18 protein-coding genes and 1 pseudogene are annotated in these 16,319 nt (G+C 56.5%); 14 read left to right on the top strand and 5 right to left on the bottom strand.

Going from position 1 to position 16,319, the window contains the following annotated elements:
* The 3 genes from JCM12296_RS13775 to JCM12296_RS13765 all read left to right on the top strand — a co-directional run.
* Nucleotides 1-1,154 (top strand): YgiQ family radical SAM protein (locus tag JCM12296_RS13775; RefSeq protein ID WP_083456132.1); only part of this gene is annotated, 1,154 nt, incomplete at its 5' end.
* Nucleotides 1,112-1,675: a DUF3362 domain-containing protein gene (locus tag JCM12296_RS13770; RefSeq protein WP_054693976.1), complete on the top strand. Its 564-nt coding sequence runs from the start codon at nt 1,112-1,114 to the stop codon at nt 1,673-1,675. The genes JCM12296_RS13775 and JCM12296_RS13770, both read left to right, overlap by 43 nt.
* A 182-nt stretch (nt 1,676-1,857) precedes the next feature.
* Nucleotides 1,858-2,019 (top strand): hypothetical protein, encoded by a 162-nt coding sequence (locus JCM12296_RS13765; RefSeq protein WP_157067603.1) that lies wholly within the window; start codon nt 1,858-1,860, stop codon nt 2,017-2,019.
* 141 nt (nt 2,020-2,160) lie between these two features.
* On the opposite strand, the gene JCM12296_RS13760 is transcribed toward JCM12296_RS13765, so the two are convergent.
* Nucleotides 2,161-2,667 (bottom strand): PilZ domain-containing protein, encoded by a 507-nt coding sequence (locus tag JCM12296_RS13760; protein ID WP_054693970.1) that lies wholly within the window; start codon nt 2,665-2,667, stop codon nt 2,161-2,163.
* A 395-nt stretch (nt 2,668-3,062) separates the two neighbouring features.
* Here JCM12296_RS13760 and JCM12296_RS44465 point away from each other — a divergent pair, with 395 nt between their 5' ends.
* From JCM12296_RS44465 to JCM12296_RS13715, 10 genes are all read left to right on the top strand, one after another.
* Nucleotides 3,063-3,329 carry an iron-sulfur cluster assembly scaffold protein gene (locus JCM12296_RS44465; RefSeq protein ID WP_246804279.1) on the top strand — a complete coding sequence of 89 codons (267 nt, stop codon included), beginning with the start codon at nt 3,063-3,065 and terminating at the stop codon, nt 3,327-3,329.
* 199 nt (nt 3,330-3,528) lie between these two features.
* Nucleotides 3,529-3,819: an RsbRD N-terminal domain-containing protein gene (locus JCM12296_RS13750; RefSeq protein ID WP_054693966.1), complete on the top strand. Its 291-nt coding sequence runs from the start codon at nt 3,529-3,531 to the stop codon at nt 3,817-3,819.
* Nucleotides 3,820-3,902: 83 nt separating this feature from the next.
* A complete protein-coding gene (locus JCM12296_RS38280; RefSeq protein ID WP_157067602.1) occupies nt 3,903-4,049 on the top strand; it encodes a hypothetical protein in 147 nt (48 codons plus the stop codon).
* A 169-nt stretch (nt 4,050-4,218) separates the two neighbouring features.
* Nucleotides 4,219-5,262, top strand: a complete 1,044-nt coding sequence (gene dsrM, locus JCM12296_RS13745) for a sulfate reduction electron transfer complex DsrMKJOP subunit DsrM (RefSeq protein ID WP_054693962.1) — start codon at nt 4,219-4,221, stop codon at nt 5,260-5,262.
* Between the two features lie 17 nt (nt 5,263-5,279).
* Entirely contained in the window at nt 5,280-6,902 is a 1,623-nt protein-coding gene (gene dsrK / locus JCM12296_RS13740; protein WP_054693959.1) for a sulfate reduction electron transfer complex DsrMKJOP subunit DsrK, read from the top strand.
* 3 nt (nt 6,903-6,905) lie between these two features.
* Nucleotides 6,906-7,292: a sulfate reduction electron transfer complex DsrMKJOP subunit DsrJ gene (gene dsrJ / locus JCM12296_RS13735; protein ID WP_054693956.1), complete on the top strand. Its 387-nt coding sequence runs from the start codon at nt 6,906-6,908 to the stop codon at nt 7,290-7,292.
* Nucleotides 7,293-7,294: 2 nt separating this feature from the next.
* Nucleotides 7,295-8,011 carry a sulfate reduction electron transfer complex DsrMKJOP subunit DsrO gene (gene dsrO, locus JCM12296_RS13730; RefSeq protein ID WP_306304024.1) on the top strand — a complete coding sequence of 239 codons (717 nt, stop codon included), beginning with the start codon at nt 7,295-7,297 and terminating at the stop codon, nt 8,009-8,011.
* Nucleotides 8,012-8,086: 75 nt separating this feature from the next.
* On the top strand, nt 8,087-9,244 hold the full coding sequence (gene dsrP, locus JCM12296_RS13725) for a sulfate reduction electron transfer complex DsrMKJOP subunit DsrP (RefSeq protein WP_054693985.1): 1,158 nt from the start codon (nt 8,087-8,089) through the stop codon (nt 9,242-9,244).
* A gap of 445 nt (nt 9,245-9,689) precedes the next feature.
* A complete protein-coding gene (locus JCM12296_RS13720) occupies nt 9,690-10,148 on the top strand; it encodes a universal stress protein (RefSeq protein ID WP_054693953.1) in 459 nt (152 codons plus the stop codon).
* Nucleotides 10,149-10,160: 12 nt separating this feature from the next.
* Nucleotides 10,161-10,736 carry a GAF domain-containing protein gene (locus JCM12296_RS13715; RefSeq protein ID WP_054693951.1) on the top strand — a complete coding sequence of 192 codons (576 nt, stop codon included), beginning with the start codon at nt 10,161-10,163 and terminating at the stop codon, nt 10,734-10,736.
* A 57-nt stretch (nt 10,737-10,793) separates the two neighbouring features.
* Here the strand turns inward: JCM12296_RS13715 and JCM12296_RS49655 are convergent.
* From JCM12296_RS49655 to JCM12296_RS13700, 4 genes and pseudogenes are all read right to left on the bottom strand, one after another.
* A pseudogene (locus JCM12296_RS49655) lies at nt 10,794-11,765 on the bottom strand (xanthine dehydrogenase family protein molybdopterin-binding subunit); the annotation flags it as partial.
* A 111-nt stretch (nt 11,766-11,876) separates the two neighbouring features.
* Entirely contained in the window at nt 11,877-13,064 is a 1,188-nt protein-coding gene (locus tag JCM12296_RS49650) for a xanthine dehydrogenase family protein molybdopterin-binding subunit (RefSeq protein WP_218188075.1), read from the bottom strand.
* A 60-nt stretch (nt 13,065-13,124) separates the two neighbouring features.
* The gene (locus JCM12296_RS13705; RefSeq protein ID WP_054693949.1) at nt 13,125-14,003 is read right to left on the bottom strand and encodes an FAD binding domain-containing protein; all 879 of its coding nucleotides are present in this window, start codon (nt 14,001-14,003) and stop codon (nt 13,125-13,127) included.
* Between the two features lie 17 nt (nt 14,004-14,020).
* Entirely contained in the window at nt 14,021-14,500 is a 480-nt protein-coding gene (locus tag JCM12296_RS13700) for a (2Fe-2S)-binding protein (protein WP_054693946.1), read from the bottom strand.
* Between the two features lie 633 nt (nt 14,501-15,133).
* Here JCM12296_RS13700 and JCM12296_RS13695 point away from each other — a divergent pair.
* Nucleotides 15,134-16,126: a DUF814 domain-containing protein gene (locus JCM12296_RS13695; RefSeq protein WP_054693943.1), complete on the top strand. Its 993-nt coding sequence runs from the start codon at nt 15,134-15,136 to the stop codon at nt 16,124-16,126.
* Nucleotides 16,127-16,319 lie beyond the last annotated feature (193 nt).

The raw sequence follows: 16,319 nt of genomic DNA, 5'->3' as shown, positions 1-16,319 counted from the left end.
GGGCCCTGATCGTCTACGCCAACCGCGTGCGCCAGGCGTTCAAGGACGCTCCCGTGGTGATCGGCGGCCTCGAGGCCAGCATGCGCCGGCTGGCCCATTACGACTACTGGGACAACCGCGTGCGGCGCTCGATTCTTTTCGATGCCCGGGCCGACATTCTGGTTTACGGCATGGGGGAGGGCGCGGTGGTCGAAATCGCCCGGCGGCTTTCGGCGGGGGAGCCTGTGGATACCCTGGACGGTATCGCCGGAACGGCGGTGATCCGCAAGGACCCCGGCAACCCGGACGCGGTTGTCGTCCTGCCGTCCTTCGAGGCGGTCAGCGCCTCCACCGAGGATTTCAATGCGGCCTTCCGGCGTTTTTACGGAGAACAGAACCCGTTCACCGGCCGAACCGTGGTTCAGGCCCATGGGGACCGCCATGCGGTCGTCTTTCCTCCCCCGCGGCCCCTGGCCGAAGCGCAGTTGGATGCGATCTACGATCTGGACTACCGGCGCCGCTGGCATCCGCAATACAACACCATGGGCGGTGTACCCGGGCTGGAAACGGTCCGCCACTCCCTGGTGACCCATCGCGGGTGCTGCGGCGAATGCAATTTCTGCAGTCTCTATTTCCACCAGGGGCGCATGGTGCAGAGCCGCAGCGAGGCGTCCATCCTGCGGGAAGCCCGCCGTTTGACCGAGCACCCGGACTTTCGCGGTACGATTACCGACATGGGCGGCCCCACGGCCAATCTGTACGGGGCCGCCTGCCCGCGCTGGCCCACCAAGGGCTATTGCGCCGACCGGCGTTGTCTGGTCCCGTCCACCTGTAACCGGCTGGATCCCGGCTATGGTCGCAGTTTGCCCCTGTATCGCCGGGTTGGCCAGCTGCCCGGCGTCAAGCACGCTTTTATCGGCAGCGGGTTCCGCCACGACCTCTTCGGCGATCCGGCGACCGATGCCTGCCTTGAAGAACTGTGCCGCTTTTACATCAGCGGCCGCATGAAGGTGGCCCCCGAGCATGTTTGCGACGGGGTATTGGATGCCATGGGCAAGCCCCGTATTGCCGCCTACGATGCCTTCGTCGACCAGTTCCGGCGGGTGGGTCGCGCCTGCCGGCGCCGCGGTTTTTGGTCAACTATTTCATCAGCGCCCATCCCGGTGCCACCCTAGGCGATGCCCTGAACATGGCCCGCTACCTGATCGAGCGGAACATGCATCCCGAACAGATTCAGGATTTCATCCCCTTGCCACTGACCCTTTCCGGCGCCATGTACCATACGCAGCGGGATCCGTTCAGCGGAAAGCCGCTGTATGTGGCCAAGACCTTTCGCGAACGCAAGATGCAGCGCGCCCTGATCCAGTATCGCCATCCGGCCAATCGGCCGCTCATCCGCAAGGCCTTGAAAGCGCTTGGTGCCGAGCATCTAACCGCGCTGTTTTTCAAGAGAGCCAAGAGGAAATCCGAACCCGACCGGAAAAAGAGACCTTCCGGAGAGCACCGTGGCAGGTCGGGCCGACGGGCGAAACCTGCCGCCGGCCAACCCGCCGGGGGCCGCAGAAAAAACGCGCTACGTCTTGAGCGATTTGGGTGTGAAATAAAATGCCACTATGAAAAAAAAGACAGCGTGAGTGTGAAACGGTTTTCCACATCCGTGGCCCGCATCCCCGAAGGATACGGTCTATCTATTTGAACACAAAAGTATAATAGCTGATTTACAGCCTGGTATACGGATTGCTTGAATGTGTGAAAAGGCCACCAAACGGCCGTCAATCAATCCCGTGTGAAAAGCGTGATTCATTTCTTGCAATCGTATTGCAGTGAATGGAAAGGCAAATGCTCCCAGCTGAAGCGAATTTTTTGGATAAAGATAAAATGATGATCATCGACAACGGCGGGCGGCGTATCGGTGTAGATCGCCGGTTTTACATCTATAACGGATATTTGCCCGAGCGCCGTTCCGGCCGGGAGCGCCGTAGCGGGAGCGATCGCCGGCGTTTTCCCCGCTCCCGAGAGATCTGCAGACCCGACGCCTGAGGGCACGCCCGGAATTTTCCCATCTCCAAATCGAATCCCCGTCGGATGGATTCGCCGTGCGATAAAACTGGGTGTCGAGCCCGATGTGCACCGGCGCGTCTTCCACGGATTTGCCTATCAAAATGCCATTTCAGCGTTTTTTTATCTCGTTTCCCGACTGCCCAACGATCTTTTCTCTTCAGCCAGGGTTGCGGTGCCGATGGGGTGATTGAACTGCAGAACCACCGCGCCTTCTTCCCGGCGCAGGACGGTGGCTTTGAAACGGATTTCATGATTACAAAGCAGTTGGAGAATACCGGTAATTTTTCTTTTAAGGGTCGTGGCCGAGCTGGCGTTGATGCGTACCCCGCCCTCCGACAGATCGCGAACGGTAAAGGTGATCCCGTCGGTGGTCAGGGTCGCATAGTGCGTGCCGCTATACTGGATGCGCATGGCTTCACGTTTGATGATACCACCGGTCTCGTCGGAAAACGCGTCGTACAGGGCGCGTTTGGATACGAGCAGGGTCAAAAGATTGAGAAAAGGAATCGCAAGCAGTAAAAAGAGCAGAAAGATGACCCATGCGCCCAGATCGAGGCCGCGAATAAAGAAGATCAGCAGAATGATGACCAGTTGGGCGATGTTGGCGATAATGGCGGCAAGTTTCATCGGTGGCATCCTTATCGTAGAAATCTTCAATCGTTACACCGGGCGGAAACCGAAAAAGCGCCGATGGCAACCGGTCGAACATTCCGACAGGCAAGCACGTTAACATAAATCGTTAACTATCGTAAATGGTTAACTGATCGGCGGAACCCATATTGACAAAGCCGGCGACGCCTTTTATGATCCGCGGCGGCTTATCATGGATGTAAACACGGATTTCAATCAAGGAGACGGAAACGGATGGACGAACCCAATGAAACTGCGGATTTTTGGCAGGACCACTCCCTGACTTTCCTGGAGATGGCTTTTCGTAACGATCGGCGCGAGCGGTTGGAACAGCCCGATGGTCACGCCAAAAAACCGGGGATTGCGGCGACACGGTCGAGTTTTTTGTCAAGTTGCGGGGGGATACCATTCAGAACCTGGGCTATGATATCAACGGCTGCCTGAACACCAACGCCTGCTGTAACGCGGTGATCTCGCTGGTTGAAGGCAAAACCCTGGATGCCGCCTGGGAACTCACGCCGGAACGGGTGGCCGAGTATTTGGGAACGCTGCCGGCGGATCATTTCCACTGCGCCGAACTGGTGGTGGGAACGTTGTACCTGGCCTTGGCCGACGCCCGGGAAAATCAACGCTCGCCATGGAAAAAGATGTACCGTTGATCCGTAAGGACCGACGAGAAGAGAGCCTTATTTACCCTTGACAGAAAAGGGCAAGTTGACTATAGATTCGAGCTTGAATTCGGCTGATTTCCAGTCGTTGCACAGTATTTTCCACCAAAACAATCCGAACTGAAAAGCTGAGATTGATATTGCGGCACCCGTGCATACGTGCGTGGGGGCCACCGGGGTGAGACCGTAGATGAATTCAGCATCTTTACTGGCGACGAAAAAGCAGGCGATCCTGAAAAGCTGGTTTCAGGCCACAGTGGATTCCTATCCGGCCGACACGGCACGCTTTCTGAAAAATCAGAAAGACCCGTTTGCCAATCCGGTGGGCCAGACCACCTACCGCAATCTTGAGATCCTGGTAGATGCCCTTGTCACCGGAGCCGGCCGTGATGCAATGGCCGCCGCCCTCGACCCGATTCTGAGAATTCGAGCGGTGCAGTCATTTACCCCTTCCAAGGCCACTGGCTTTGTTTTTTCCTGAAGCAGATTATTCGCAAGCATCTCGCGGAAGATGACCGCGACGCGAGTGGGACGCTAACCGGCCTGGACCGGCAGATCGACGAGATGGCCCTGGTGGCTTTCGATATCTATGTGGCTTGTCGGGAAAAGATATTCGAACTCAAGGCCACCGAGTCGAGAAACCAGTTTTTCGGTTCGTTGAAGCGTGCAGGATTGATCGTTGAAACCGAGGCAGACGGGCCCGGTTTCTGAAATTTTCCTTATAATCTTTTCGATTCAGGCATCCGGCAACGGTCAAGCGTTCGCCGTGACCCGCTCCTCCGGAAATGCTTGATGTCAATGGGGTGACATCAAGGCGTCGGGAACGAGACGGTGACGGAGAATTTGACACTGCCAGGGCCAAGGAGTGAGGTGCGGTTCGATGAATAAAAATTACATGGTTAGCCTCATAGCGGTTATCACGCTGTTCCTGATCGCCTATGTGGGCACGCAACAGGGGGCGGGCCTGCAGATGGTTTTCGGCATCATTGTGCCCTATCTGGCGATCATTCTGTTTATCGTCGGATTTGCCCGGCGCGTGATGGGATGGGCGCGATCGGCAGTACCTTTCCGGATTACCACCACGTGCGGGCAGCAGCCATCCCTGCCCTGGTTCAAACAGGCCAAAATCGACAACCCGTCTTGTACGCTTGGGGTTGTTGCCCGGATGTTTCTGGAAATTGTCTGTTTCCGGTCGCTGTTCCGCAACACCCGCATGAAGCTTAAAGGCGGACCGCATCTGACCTACCAGCTCGAGTTGTTCCTATGGATCGGCGCCTTGGCCTTCCACTACGCTTTCTTCACCGTTGTGTTGCGGCACCTGCGATTTTTCACGGAGCCGGTTCCCTTCTTCGTCACCATACTTGAAAACGTGGACGGCTTCATGCGCATGGAAGTGCTTTACGATGCCGTGCAACAAGGGCTTCCGGGGGTCTATATGTCCGGGCTGGTGCTGCTTGCCGCCGCCCTTTACCTCTTTCTGCGCCGGGTGATGATCCCCCAGGTTCGGTATATCTCCCTGGCAGCCGACTTTTTCCCCCTGTTTCTGATCATGGGAATCGCGCTTTCCGGTATTTTCATGCGCTATCTTTCCAAGGTGGATATCGTTGCCATCAAAGAATTGACCATGGGCCTGGTGACCTTCCGGCCCACGATTCCCGAGGGTATCAGCGGTCTGTTCTTCGCCCATCTGTTTCTGGTCAGTGTCCTGCTGGCCTATTTCCCCTTCAGCAAATTGATGCACCTGGGCGGCATATTCCTCAGTCCGACCCGGAACATGACCGGCAACACCCGTCAGGTCCGGCACGTGAACCCCTGGAACTATCCGGTCAAGGTTCATACCTACGAAGAGTATGAAGACGATTTCAGAGAAAAAATGGTCGAAGCCGGCCTGCCGGTCGTTAAAATGCCCGAAGAACAGGCTTAAGACAAAAGGAGCAGATAATGGCAGATGAGTTGATCACACCCGATGAACTATTGTCAAAGATAGATCATCGTCCGTCCGGCGCCGGCTGGATGGACACGCCCGTGGATATCCGCAAGGGGATGTATTGCTATGCCGCCAACCCCAAGAGCGTAGAGACCCTGGGCCTCCCCAACGCGCGAGCCTGGAATCCGCTGGACGACGACTGGAAGCTTCCCGAAAACTGGCAGCAGATTATCTTCGAGGGATTCCGCGAGCGCTTGGAGAAATTCAGATCCTTCAAGGTGTTCATGGACATCTGTGTGCGCTGCGGCGCCTGCGCTGACAAGTGCCATTTCTTTATCGGCACCGGCGATCCCAAAAATATGCCGGTTTTGCGGGCCGAGCTGCTGCGCAGCGTCTACCGCAACGATTTTACCAAGATGGGCAAGATCCTGGGGCGTCTGGGCGGTGCCCGGCCCATGACCTTGGATGTGCTCAAGGAGTGGTGGTACTATCTCTTTCAGTGCACCGAGTGCCGACGCTGTTCGGTCTTCTGTCCCTACGGCATCGACACGGCCGAGATCACCATCATGGGCCGCGAGTTGCTCAATCTCCTGGGATTGAACATCGACTGGATCGCCACGCCGGTGTCCAACTGCTACATGACCGGCAACCATCTGGGAATCCAGCCGCATGCCTTCAAGGACATGCTCGATTTCTTCGTCGACGACATCGAAGAGATCACCGGTGTTCAGGTCAAGCCGGCCTACATGGAAAAAAACGCCGACATCCTTTTTATCACGCCGTCGGGTGACGTCTTCGCCGACCCGGGAACCTATACCTGTATGGGCTACATGATTCTCTTTCACTACCTGAAAGAGAAATATGGCCTGAAGATCACCTGGAGCACCTACGCGTCGGAGGGCGGCAACTTCGGTTTCTTCACCTCCCACGAGACCATGAAGCGGCTCAACTCCAAGATGTACGCCGAAGCCAAACGCCTGGGTGTAAAATGGATCCTGGGCGGCGAATGTGGTCACATGTGGCGGGTGATTTCCCAGTACATGGACACCATGAACGGTCCTGCCGATTTTCTCGAAGAGCCGGTCAACCCGATCACCGGCACCAAATTCGAGAACGCCAAGTCCACCAAGATGGTGCACATTGCCGAGTTCACCGCCGACCTGATCAAGCACGGCAAGCTGGAGCTGGACCCCAGTCGCAACGACAACAAGATCATCACCTTCCATGATTCGTGTAACCCCTCCCGGGGCATGGGCCTGCTCGACGAACCGCGCTACGTGATCCAGAACGTGGCCAACAACTTCTACGAAATGCCGGCCAACACGATCCGCGAACAGACCTTCTGCTGCGGTAGCGGCGCCGGTCTCAACGCCGGTGAGAACATGGAACTGCGGATGGCCGGTGGGTTCCCGCGGGCCAACGCGGTGAAATACGTACATGAGACGTTCGGCGTCAACATGCTGGCCTGTGTCTGTGCCATCGACCGCGCGGCGTTACCGGCATCCATGGAATACTGGGTCCCCGAGGTTGAGGTGACCGGGCTGCACGAACTGGTGGCCAATGCCCTGATCCTGCCCGGAGAAAAGGACAGAGAAACCGACTTGCGCGGCGAGCCGCTGCCGGGAATGGAGGAGTAGCCGATGAAGGATAAAAATAAAATTCTCGCGGGTCTGGTTATTTTTATCGCCGCCATTACCTTTCCCTTCTGGTTCAACCTGGGAAAGGCCGCTCCGGCACCGGAGCTTGTGTTGACCGCGAAAGCCCAGGCCGCCAAGACGTGCGTGATGTCCAAGGAATTCATGACCACCAACCACATGCAACTTCTGGACGTCTGGCGCCATAACGTGGTGCGGGGTAGCGAACGCATGTTCACCAATCCCGACGGCAAGAGCTTTGACATGAGCCTCTCCAACACTTGTTTGGACTGCCATTCCAACAAGGCCGATTTCTGCGATCGGTGCCACAACTACGCATCCGTAAGCCCCTATTGCTGGGATTGCCACATAGATAACCCAAAAGGAGAATAGGTATGAATAACAGCAGAAGACGCTTTCTTCAGATAGCTGGCGTTTCCGCGCTGGGTCTTGGGGCAAAACCCGTACTCAATGCCTTCGCTTCGGAAGATGCAAAGGGGCCTGGCTATCATATCGCCAAGGGTGAGAAGGCCATGACGGCCAAGCAATGGGCCATGGTGATCGATACCCGCAAACTGCAGACGGCCGAAGCGTTGGAACCGATTATCGCGGCGTGCAATAAGATCCATAATATTCCTACCGAGATCGAGAACAAGAATCACGAGATCAAATGGATCTGGGAAGCCCACTACCACAACGCCTTTACCGACAAGACCAACAATTTTCTCAACGAAGATGTCGAGAATCGGCCGTTCCTCTTGCTGTGCAACCATTGCGAGGATCCACCCTGCGTCCGGGCCTGCCCCACCAAGGCGACGTTCAAGAACGATAACGGAATCGTGATGATGGACTTCCATCGCTGCATCGGTTGTCGTTTCTGCATGGCTGCCTGTCCTTTTGGTGCCCGCAGCTTCAACTTCCGGGATCCGCGGCCCTTTATCAAGGACAACAACAAGGAATTCCCCACCCGCATGAAGGGTGTGTTGAAAAATGCAACTTCTGCGCGGAGCGGCTGGCCATCGGCCTCAAGCCCGCCTGCGTGGAGGCCTCCAACGGTGCCATCGCTTTCGGCGATTTGTACGACGAGCATTCGGAAGTGCGGGAACTGTTGAAGGAAAACTACACCATCAGACGGAAACAGGTCCTGGGAACGGAACCGTCCGTCTACTACATCGTGTGAGGTGAGCATGCTTGAATTAGCCGTAAAAGGAAATAAATGGTACTGGGGATGGGTGGTCGTCCTTTTGGGTATCATCGGAGCCGGTTTCGGCCTCTACATGATGCAGCTCAAGTTCGGTCTCGGTATCACCGGCATGAGTCGCGACGTCTCGTGGGGATTTTACATTGCCAACTTCACCTACCTGGTCGGTGTGGCCGCCGGAGGCGTGATGGTGGTGTTGCCGTACTACCTGCATAATTACAAAGCCTATGGCAAGATCACGATTTTGGGTGAGTTTCTGGCGATTGCCTCCATCGTCATGTGCCTGCTCTTCATCCTGGTCGACCTCGGGCAGCCCATGCGCGCCCTCAACGTGCTGATTTACCCGACACCCAACAGCGTTCTCTTTTATGATGCCATCGTGCTCAACGGCTACCTGTTCCTCAACCTGGTGATCGGCTGGAACGTGCTGGAAGCCGAGCGCAACGGTGTCCACTACCAGGGTTGGCTGAAACCGCTGATTTACGTCTCCATCCCCTGGGCCGTGAGCATTCATACGGTTACGGCTTATCTGTACTGCGGTCTTCCCGGACGTCACTTCTGGCTGACCGCCATTCTGGCTCCCCGGTTTCTCGCTTCGGCCTTTGCCGCCGGCCCGTCCCTGCTGATCCTGCTCTGCTTGTTTATCCGCCGTTTTACCAACTTCGATCCGGGTAAGGAGCAGATCCAGAGCCTGGCAAAAACCGTTGCCTATGCAATTAGCATCAACGTCTTCTTCTTTCTGTGTGAGGTTTTTGTGGCTTTTTACAGCAATATTCCCGGCCACACCACGCACATCAAGTACCTTTTTGCCGGATTGCACGGCCACGGTGCGCTGGTGCCCTGGATGTGGGCGTCCATGATTCTGATGGCCGCCGGTATCGTGCTCACGGTGACCCCGGCGACCCGCAAGAACGAAACCTCGCTGATGCTTGCCTGCATGGTCATCATCCTGGGAACCTGGATCGACAAGGGCCTGGGAATGATTTCCGGGGGGTTCGTGCCCAACCCCATGCACGAGGTCAATGAGTATGCCCCGACCATGCCGGAAATCGGTATCACCCTGGGCGTCTATGCCATTGGCGCACTGGTGCTTACCGTCCTCTACAAGATGGCCGTGGGCGTCAAGGAAGAGGCGCACAGCTAGTTTTCGACGCTACAATTCGATGGTTACTGAAATGGCGGGGTTTCTCCCCCGCCATTTTTGATGGTCTCGTAAAAAGTCGCCGTTTCGACGGATTCGTAAAAAGCCCGAGGTCAAGGCTTGCGAATCCTTAAGGAATGAAGCGTACTTTTGCGTACGCCGCAGTGACGAAGGGTGAGCGTAACGCCGATATCGGGCTTTTTACGAATCCGTCATTTTTTATTTGACACGCCATAATGGCCATTTTAGCATTTAAGCATAGCCCTATTCATCGGCTTGGGTATTCCGCCGCTCCTGATGCGGATCATCTCCACCCGTTGCTCTGAGCCGTTTTGATACACGTGGTTTCATTTGCTCCTTTTTCAACCTGAAAACGTTTTTCGTGCCCTGTTCCGCTTTTCGGTGTGCGGCCAATCCTTCAACCGCGAATACAGGAAAGGAGGGCGCCATGGCAACGTTTCGGATTTTGCTGCCCTACAATTATTCCCCCAACGACCAGAAGGGCATCCGTTTTACCATCGATGCCTTCGGCAGTTGCAAAGGGGCGTCCGTCACGGTCTTCCACGCGTACCCGCCGCTGCCGTCCATCGACTATGCCGCCAACCCGGAAAACACGAAAATGCGCAGCGGCATGAATTACCTGGCAGCGGAACTTGCCGAGAAGGAGGAGTCCCTGCGGCGGGTTGCCGGACTGCTCGTGCAGAGCGGTTTCGATGCTGAAGCCGTTACCTGTGTGTTTAAAAAACGGGTTAAAAGTGCGGCCGAAGAGATTGTCGATCAGGCGTCCGGATGCAACGTCCTGGTGCTTAGCCGAGGCGGTGGTAAAGTTACCCAATTTTTTACCCGCAGCATCTACGCCCGGGTCGTAGCGACCCTGCGCGGGGTCACCATCTGCGTTGCCACCTGAAAGGAGGGGATCATGGCGTCTGAAAACAGAATCAACATCGATATTTTCAAATCCGTGACCCGGGCGATTGCCCACAGTGAGGACCTGGACATTATGGCCAACCATTTGGCCCAAATGCTCACGGCCAGCCTCGACGTCAAGGGCTGCGCCATCTTCGTGCTCAACGCGGTCACCGAGGAACTGGAAATCCTGGCCAGCTTCGGCCTTTCGGCCAAGTATCTGACCAAGGGTCCCCTAAACACCCCCAAAAGCATCAACGAAACCTTTAAAGGCCATCCGGTGGTGATCGCCGATATCCAACAGAAGAACCAGAACCTGCAATATCCGGAAGAGGCGCGCAAGGAAGGCATCGCCGCCATTGTCTCCCTGCCCATCATCCATCTTGATGAGGTGATCGGTGTGTTGCGGCTGTATCACTTTGAGCCGTGGAAAGTGTCGGATCAGGATCTGGATGCCCTGCAGGTGTTGGCCGGGGTTGTCGGCCTGGCCATGATGTACACGCGTTTCCACAACACGGTGCACGCCATTGCCGAGGTTCTGGGCCATACCTTTCAGGTGCAATTGACGGCCAAGGCGGGGAGAAAATGAGCGTATGCACAGGCAAGGCCCAAACCCCTTGCCTGCGCATCCGTTGATCGTGGCCGGCTAGAGTTTCTTCAACCCCTTGAGTAATTTTTCCGGGGTGATGGGCAGGTCCATGCAGCGGAATCCCGTGGCATGGCAGACCGCATCGGCGATGGCCGGTGCCGTGGGTGAAACCAGCCCCTCACCCGCTTCCTTGGCGCCCATGGGCCCTTCCTCTTCGTACGTGTCGATGCACACGGAGTTGCTGGGCGGCATGTCGGCGGCATGGGGCATCTTGTAGTCCAGAAAGTTCGTGTTGAGGGTCTTGCCGCCATCCATGACGAAGTTCTCGGAGAGGGCATAGCCCAGCCCCATCTGGATCGAGCCTTCCAACTGACCTTCCACGGCCATGTGGTTGATCACCGTCCCGCAGTCGTGGGCCGTGTTCATTTGAACGACCTTGATCTGGCCGGTTTCCTGATCCACATTGACCTCGGCCACCTGGGCGCCGAAACTGAAGGCCGGGCTGACCAGGCCCTTGTTTCTGGGGGTATAGTATCCCCGGGCGACCACCGGCTCGCCGCGCTGCAGTTTCTGCACAAACGCCACCGCTTCGCCCAAGCTCATGCCACGATCGGGTTTGCCTTTGGCAAACACCCGGCCACCTTCGAATTCAATCTCGAAGATCGTATTGAGGCTGAATTTGGCGGCTACGGCGCCAGCCAGTTTTTTCTTGATCTTATTGGCGGCATCCAATACCGCGTTGCCGTTGAAGAGGGTCAAGCGGCTGCCCCAGGCGCCCAGGTCGGCCTGGGGGGTGATGGCCGTGTCGGCGGCGGTAATGCGGATATCCCCCATTTGCAGGCCCAGTGCTTCGGCCAAAATCTGGGTCATGACGGTTTCCACCCCCTGCCCGATATCCGCGGCCATAGTGAGCAGGTGGGCGGTGCCGTCTTCGAACACCTTCACTTCGGCGGCCGAGAAGTTGTACTGGGTATTGAACCAGTTGAACACGCCGCCGGAGATGAAGCTGTAGCAGCCGACGCCGATGCCTGTCCGGGATTGGGATTCTTGCGAATTTCATCCCAGTTGCTCATTTTGCGCACTTCCTCGAGGGATTCGATGAAACCGCAACTGCTGATGGTGGCCACGCCGGGCAGGACGTTACCGGTCACCTGGGCGTTTTTTCAGGCGCAGGTCGATGGGATCGATCCCCAGATCCTCGGCGGCCATGTTCATCTGGGTCTCGGCGGCAAACAGGGTCTGGGGCGCACCGAATCCGCGCATGGCCGAGGCTGGGGGCTTGTTGGTGTACACATGCTCGCCCAGGTAGCGGTAGTTGGGATAGCGGTAGAGCATGGCGCCGAAGTTTCCGGCCAGGAAACAGGCCGTGGGGCCCATGGCGTTGTAGGCGCCGCCATCAAGATAGATGTGCAGATCCTTGGCCATGATCGTGCCGTCTTTTTTGAAGCCGATCTTGGACCGGATGGTCATGGGATGGCGCCGGCGGCCGGCCATCAGCTCCTCTTCACGGGAGAGGGTGAATTTCACCGGGCGACCGGTTTTTTGGGCCATGAACGCCGAGCAGACTTCCCAGGAGCGCAGTTCCATTTTGCCGCCAAACCCGCCACCCACAGTGGGCTTGATGACCCTGACGTCATTTTCTCGCAGATTCAGCGCCGAGGCCAGCAGGCATTGAACGATATACGGCGTTTGGGTGGAGGTCCAGATGGTGATGCGGCCTTCCTGGTCTGCCTGGGACACGCAGGAGCAGGGTTCCATGTAGGCGTGGCTCTGGGCCTGGACCGTGAACGTGTCCTCGCGGACGTAATCCGATTCGGCGAAGGCTTTGTCCAGATCGCCGTATTCAATTTTGCGATCGATACTGATATTGGTTTTGTACCCGTCGTGAAGGAGCGGCGCGTCAGCTTTCAGCGCACTTTCGATGTCATAGACACCGGGCAGTTCTTCGTACTCGACCTCGATCAGTTCGATGGCCGCCTCGGCAATGTCCGGGTCCATTGCCGCCACGGCGGCCACTTCATCGCCGATATAGCGAACCTTGTCGATGGCCAGGGCATACTCGTCCTGGGTTTTGGGAAACAGCCGCCAGTTGCCGGTGGTGACCTTGGGCAGATCCGCGCCGGTGATGACCAAGCGCACGCCGGGCAGGGCAGCGGCCTTGCTGGTATCGATGTTGACAATGCGGGCGTGGGCCAGCGGGCTACGGAGCAGTTTGCCGTGGAGCATACCGGGAAGTTTGATATCGTCGGCATATACGGCTTGTCCGGTCGCTTTGGCCTTTCCGTCGGTTCGGGGAATGTCTTTTCCGATGATATTGAACGCTTTCATGGGCAATCCTTTTATGGCTCTCGGTAGATGGGTCGGCAGCGGTATGCGAACGATAGGGAATTATTTTTTCCGCTTTGCCATTTTGCGGGCATCGATCAATGCCCGGATGGTGATGACGGTGGTGACTTTTTGGCGATACGCGGCAGAGGCCCTGACGTCGGTGATGGGCGATGTTTCATCCGAGGCCTTCTGGGCCGCCTTGCGAATCAGCTCGTCGGTCAGTTCCTGGCCGATCAGCATTTTTTCGGCATCCTTGGTTCTCAACGGGATGGGTGCGCAGGCACCCACCACAATACGGACATCCGTGCAGCGATCGCCATCCAGGGTGACCCGGGCACCCAGGCCGATGGCCGAACAATCCAGTTGGCCACGTTGGGAGATGCTGATATAGGCGGTTCCCGTATGGGCGGGCGGCATGGGGACAAAAATCGAGGTGACGATTTCCCCGCTCTCCAGGGCGGTGAGGCCCGGGCCACGGAAAAATTCGTCCAGCGGCAGGCTGCGGGTCCCGTTGGGTCCGGTGATGTTGACCGTCGCGTTCAGCGCGATCAGGGTCGGCGCGTTATCGGCCGAGGGGGAGGCGTTGCACAGGTTGCCCACCACGGTGCCCATGTTGCGGACCTGAACATTGGCGGTGGATTGGGCGGCCTCGGCCACGGTGGGATAGTGCTGGCGAATCACTGGGTGGCTGGCCACATCGGCCAACAGCGCCGTGGCGCCGATGGTCAATCCGCTTTTTTCGTCAAAGGTGATCGCGTTCAGACCGTCAATGCGTTTCAGGCTGATGAGCTGTTTGGGAAACAACGCCCGGTGGCGAATCTTGACCATCAGGTCGGTGCCGCCGGCCATGACACGGGCGTCCTTGCCGCCCTTGACCAATGCGGCAACCGCCTCGTCTACAGTTGTTGGGGCGATATAGTCGAAATGGGGTGCTGGCATTACCGTTGTCTCCTGTTTTATTGTTGGGATTTCATTCGTTGACCGGCATCGGCGATCGCATCCACGATCTTGTTGTATCCGGTACAGCGGCACAGGTTGCCGGAAATGGCATGCCGGATCTCGGTTTCATTGGGCTCAAGGTTGTTTTTGAGCAGGTTCAAGGCGGACAGCTCCATGCCGGGGGTACAGAATCCGCACTGGATGGCACCCTTTTCGATGAAGGCCTCCTGGATGGGGTGGAGCGCCTCCCCGGAAGGCGCAAGACCCTCCACGGTGAGAATCTCCTTGCCGTTGGCTTCCACGGCCAGGGTGAGGCAGGAACTGACGCTCTTGCCGTCGATCATGACCGTGCAGGCACCGCAGTCACCCGAACCGCAGCCCAACTTGGTTCCCGTCAGGTTCAGGTCTTCGCGAAGGACCTCGTTGAGGGTCCGCCATGGCTCGATGTAAAGGTCATAGGTGTCGCCATTAACCTTTAAACTGATCTCTTGTTTCATCGGTGGCTCCTATCAAGTTAAGACTTGGGGGTTAACAAAGGCATCCATGCCAGGATGCGTTGCGCATGCTATAGCATTCAAGATAATGTTTTTGGGGCCGCGTTATCGGTCGTCGCAGTATTACAATACGGCTTCCTCCCTCTGGCCTTGCCAAAAACATTATCTTAAACACTGATAAAACGATGTGGATCAGGGAAACATTGACGGATCCGCAAAGAGCCCAATATCGGCGTTAGACTTTTTTCACCGAACTGAACCTTAACGTGTTAAACATCATTGTATTAAATATTGTCAAGACAATTTTTAATACAAGAATAGTTTGTTATCTATGAAAGTTAATCGATGTCGGTCGGCAGCCGAATGGGAACGTCCGTTCTTTGATTGAAGACGTAGAGAAAGAAAGATTCATAATAGTGAATTTTTTGCTTGAAAAACAATTGGTATTTGGATTTTGCCATTCGGTATTGACTGAATCAAGATAATTTTTTGGGTTGTTCTCCAATAATGAGAATGAAATCCAAATGCGAATACCTTGGCAGGGGACAGCACATTTCTTGACAGAATCGCTGCAGGTCTTTACCCTATCCGGCTACCGGGTGATATCGTTATTGATAATAATCGATAAGGAAATTTATGGCTGAATCGAGAACTATCCGCGCCCTGGGACTGTGTTCCGGGGGCCTGGACAGTATTTTAAGCGCGCTGGTGCTGCGTGAACAGGGAATTGACGTGCACTGGGTCTGTTTTGAGACCCCTTTTTTTTCGGCTTTCAAAGCCAGGAAAGCGTCGGAACAGACCGGTGTGCCGTTGACGGTCCAGAAAATCACGCCCGTCTACATGCAGATGATGCGCTCGCCGTCGGTGCGCTACGGCAAGAACATGAATCCCTGCATGGATTGTCACGCCTTGATGTTTCGCTTGGCCGGAGCGATCATGACCGACAAGGGCTTTGATTTTCTATTCTCCGGCGAGGTGTTGGGACAGCGCCCCATGAGCCAGAACCGCACCTCACTGCGCTATGTGGAGAAACATTCCGGCTTCGACGGCTATATCCTGCGGCCCCTGTCGGCCAGATGCCTGCCGGAGACCATCCCCGAGCAAAACGGCTGGGTGGACCGTGATCGGCTGCTGGATATCTCCGGTCGCTCGCGCAAACCCCAGCTGCAGCTGGCCGAAACCTATGGGGTGAGCGAATTCCCGGCGCCTGCCGGTGGCTGTCTGCTCACCGACAAAATATTCAGTCGGCGATTGCGGGACTTGTTCGACCATCAGGCCGACTGCCCGGAGCGGGCGTTGCACCTGCTCAAATTCGGCCGTCACCTGCGCCTGGGGCCACAGACCAAGATCGTGGTCGGCCGCACGCAAAAGGACAACGAAATGATCAACCGCAACGTCGATCCCGAACGCGACCTGGTGCTGAAGGTGGAAAACCACCCGGGGCCGCTTACGGTGATTCCCGATGGTGCCGAGGAGGGCATGGTCATGCTGGCGGCCAGCATCTGCGCCGGCTACAGCAAGGCGCCGAACCATGAGCCGGTCACGGTCAGCGTGCAGGGGCCCGGCGGCATCCGCCAGGTGACGGTGCTGGGAATTCCTCCCGGGGAGAGTAAGAAATATATGATCTGACAGGGGGGACTGTAGGCCGTAGGCTGTAAGGAAAAATGCCAAATGACCAAATCCAAATGTCAATTGAAGGATGATGGGCGATTATATTCTTCCTTTATTAAATGAGTTGCGCGTAGCGTATCCATCATTTGTCATTTGGATTTTGAGATTTGACATTTAAGCGGCGGATGGTATTGGCGCACGCTTTCCCACC

The organism is Desulfosarcina cetonica JCM 12296 (genome assembly GCF_001311845.1).
In the GTDB taxonomy this organism is placed as follows: domain Bacteria; phylum Desulfobacterota; class Desulfobacteria; order Desulfobacterales; family Desulfosarcinaceae; genus Desulfosarcina; species Desulfosarcina cetonica.
The sequence above is the reverse complement of the archived record's forward strand: the minus strand, read 5'-3'. Positions and strand labels throughout refer to the sequence as shown.